Genomic DNA, 2,749 nt, shown 5'->3' with positions numbered 1-2,749 from the left:
TGGCTTTACAGAATGCTATCCGTCAGTGAGACGGCAACGGCAATGGGGTTTCCCAGCATAAGGTTGGGAGCCAGCAGAGATTACACAATTGTGGGGAGTAATGCAGTAAAGCACAGACTTGTGGGTCAAGCGGTTTGCCCGCCAGTGATGAGAGCGATCGTCCAAAGGCTGGTAGAGTTGCTGTCTAGCTAGCTGTCGGAGCTTCCTCAAAAAGCGATCGCTGCCATGAGGCAAGGATATATGAAAAAATGCTCTTTACTGAGAACGTGTTCGCGCTCGTTGATGAAGGCTCGAAAAGCCCAGTAAACCCGTGTCCTGTCGCCAGGACACACAGTAAAGTACCACAAAAAATGTCAATGCAACTATCGGTCAATACAGAATTACGCTCATGTGAAAAAAAGTGAAAGCAAATAAATGACAACACGGAGAGCTTGTTGACATCATGAAGAGAAAGGCTAATCCCAGGCGAACTGACTCCAATTGAGGCAAGCACAGTTGCAACTATTCCCTTTGTCCAATAGGAGGCAACTAAAGGTAGGGTCAACTCTCTGGAAAAGAGGCTCAAAGTCTGTCTTAAAATTGAAGTTTCACTGTTCAACCGTAAATTGTGACACGTCCGATCGCGTTGTAATATCGAAGTATCAAATCACCAGTCCAGGAAAGTGCAAAAAATGGCAAAAACCAAGAGCAAAAAAACCGAACCAATCGAGGGAGAAGCCCTACTGCAAAAAGTTAAAGAATTAGGGAGCTTATCCAGAGAAGAAAAAGCAAAAGCGTGTGGATATTACACCGTGACCAAGACTGGGGTAGAGCGAGTAAATATGATGCAATTCCTCAATAGTTTAATGGACGCGGAAGGAATAAACCTTGACAGTAAAAATAAAGAAGGAAGCGGACATGGAGGGCGAAGTGCCACCTTTAGGCTCAGCGTTCAAGCCAATGGAAATCTGCTGATAGGTTCGGCATACACCAAACAAATGGGACTCAATCCGGGGGATGAATTTGAAATAAGCTTGGGAAGGAAACATATTCACTTGAAGCAAATAGACAGTGGAGGAATCTCAAATAATACTACCAACTTAGTCGAAGAAGATACAGACGTAGAAGATGCTTGAGCTTACCCTATTATTACTGTGAAAGGAAACACAATTGCATAGGCTCCTCGTCAGCTCTCAGTCGCACAAAAATTATTAGATAGATACCCATGACAACTACAACAGCACCTTTAAGAGGTAAGGCATTGCTCCAAAAACTTAAAGAGCTTGCACACCTGCCCAGGCGAGAAACAGCGAAGCAATGCGGGTATATAACGGGTAGTGGAGACAGCGAACGAGTCAACTTAACAGATTTTTACAACGCGGTCTTAGCCGCAAAAGGACTCGAACTAGACCCGGAAGAAACAAGAGATGGTAGAGGGAGAGAGGCAACGTACCGAGTCAGCGTACACGCAAACGGTCAAATCGTGATTGGTGCGGCGTACACGAAGGAAATGGGTCTAAAGCCGGGGGACGAATTTGAAATCAAGCTCGGATACAAGCACATACATCTCAAGCAGATTGAAGGCGATAAGCCAACAGAGGAAGACTAGCGGGAAATTCCCAAAAAACAAGCAGTAGTCCAGTAGTTGAAAGATCTTGTGAACGAACGTTGTCAAATTCCAACTAGTGTGGAATTTGACAGCGGGTATCCCCGAAAACTTATCAAGGATTCACGGAGTTTTACCTCGACACAGAAGAAAAACTAGCGCCCCAAGTGGTAGGAACAAATAATTTTTATAAATTCACCACGATTTTTGAAGCTAGTAGAAAATGCACTCCTCGAACGCCTTTAATGTAGGGCAACCTTGAGGAATATTGTCAGTAAGTAAAGACCAAATGGTTTCATAAAGTTCTTGTCAAAACTGGCAAGTCTTAGATATGATTGCTAACGATGGAACGAAACCCAAGGTCAATTGCGTTCAATTAGAACTATTCCAACTGGACAAATTTGGAACCCTTGAAAGTCAACCATTTATTGAAAAAAGATCTCCCAGTCTTCTATACCAAGAGCAACAGCTCGATATTGGAGAGGAATGGTTTGCTTTAACGGTAGATGCGCCATTTAGCGATTTTCTAATTGAAGAAATAAAGACCTGGGCAACAAGGCGCACGGCAACTTTTTGTCCCAAAAGAGTCTTTATCCACACATCCCAAAAAAAGCTAAGAGGGTCGAATAAAAAGTTAGCTCGGGAGTATCTAGGAGAAAACTACCAACCTAGATATGGTCATATTATCGGAACCGGAATCCTCTTTTCAATCGTCACGATGACGGAAGAATTTATCGAAAAACAAACGCCCGATGAAATCAAGTTGGGAATTTGGAAAGTCGGTAGAAAAGCGTGGAGGTTTAAACATCTCGAAAGAATACAACCAATCCCAGCGATTGGTTGCCAAGGCACACCTTGGAGCATTGAAAACTCTAAACTCAACCCTCATCTGAGGGAACACATTGAAAAAATTTGGAGAACATTGTGAAAATTGCTATTCTATCCCGCAACAGCAAGCTGTATTCAACTCAAAGACTCGTTGAGGCAGCAACTCTACGAGGACACTCAGTAGAGGTGGTTGACTATTTGCGTTGCTGCCTCGACATCAACTCGATAAAGCCAAGGGTAATTTACAAGGGAAACATACTCTCAGATTTCGATGCAGTCATCCCGCGAATTGGAGCAAGCCACACGGAGTACGGAACGGCAGTCATCCGTCAGTTC

Annotated in this window: 4 protein-coding genes and 1 pseudogene; all 5 read left to right on the top strand. The window is 43.7% G+C overall.

The annotated features are described in order from the left end of the window. On the top strand, positions 1–192 hold a 192-nt coding region (locus tag V6C93_RS03065), incomplete at its 5' end, for a DNA cytosine methyltransferase (protein WP_333475175.1). A 479-nt stretch (positions 193–671) separates the two neighbouring features. Next, positions 672–1,115 carry an AbrB family transcriptional regulator gene (locus V6C93_RS03060; protein WP_333475174.1) on the top strand — a complete coding sequence of 148 codons (444 nt, stop codon included), beginning with the start codon at positions 672–674 and terminating at the stop codon, positions 1,113–1,115. A gap of 89 nt (positions 1,116–1,204) precedes the next feature. After that, positions 1,205–1,588, top strand: a complete 384-nt coding sequence (locus V6C93_RS03055) for an AbrB family transcriptional regulator (RefSeq protein WP_333475173.1) — start codon at positions 1,205–1,207, stop codon at positions 1,586–1,588. A 328-nt stretch (positions 1,589–1,916) separates the two neighbouring features. Then, positions 1,917–2,513 carry a hypothetical protein gene (locus tag V6C93_RS03050; RefSeq protein WP_333475172.1) on the top strand — a complete coding sequence of 199 codons (597 nt, stop codon included), beginning with the start codon at positions 1,917–1,919 and terminating at the stop codon, positions 2,511–2,513. Then, positions 2,510–2,749, top strand: a pseudogene (locus tag V6C93_RS03045) (30S ribosomal protein S6--L-glutamate ligase); the annotation flags it as partial. The gene V6C93_RS03050 and the pseudogene V6C93_RS03045, both read left to right, overlap by 4 nt.

Origin of the sequence: Allocoleopsis sp. (assembly GCF_036703385.1) — a bacterium.
Taxonomy (GTDB): Bacteria; Cyanobacteriota; Cyanobacteriia; order Cyanobacteriales; family Coleofasciculaceae; genus Allocoleopsis.
The sequence above is the reverse complement of the archived record's forward strand: the minus strand, read 5'-3'. Positions and strand labels throughout refer to the sequence as shown.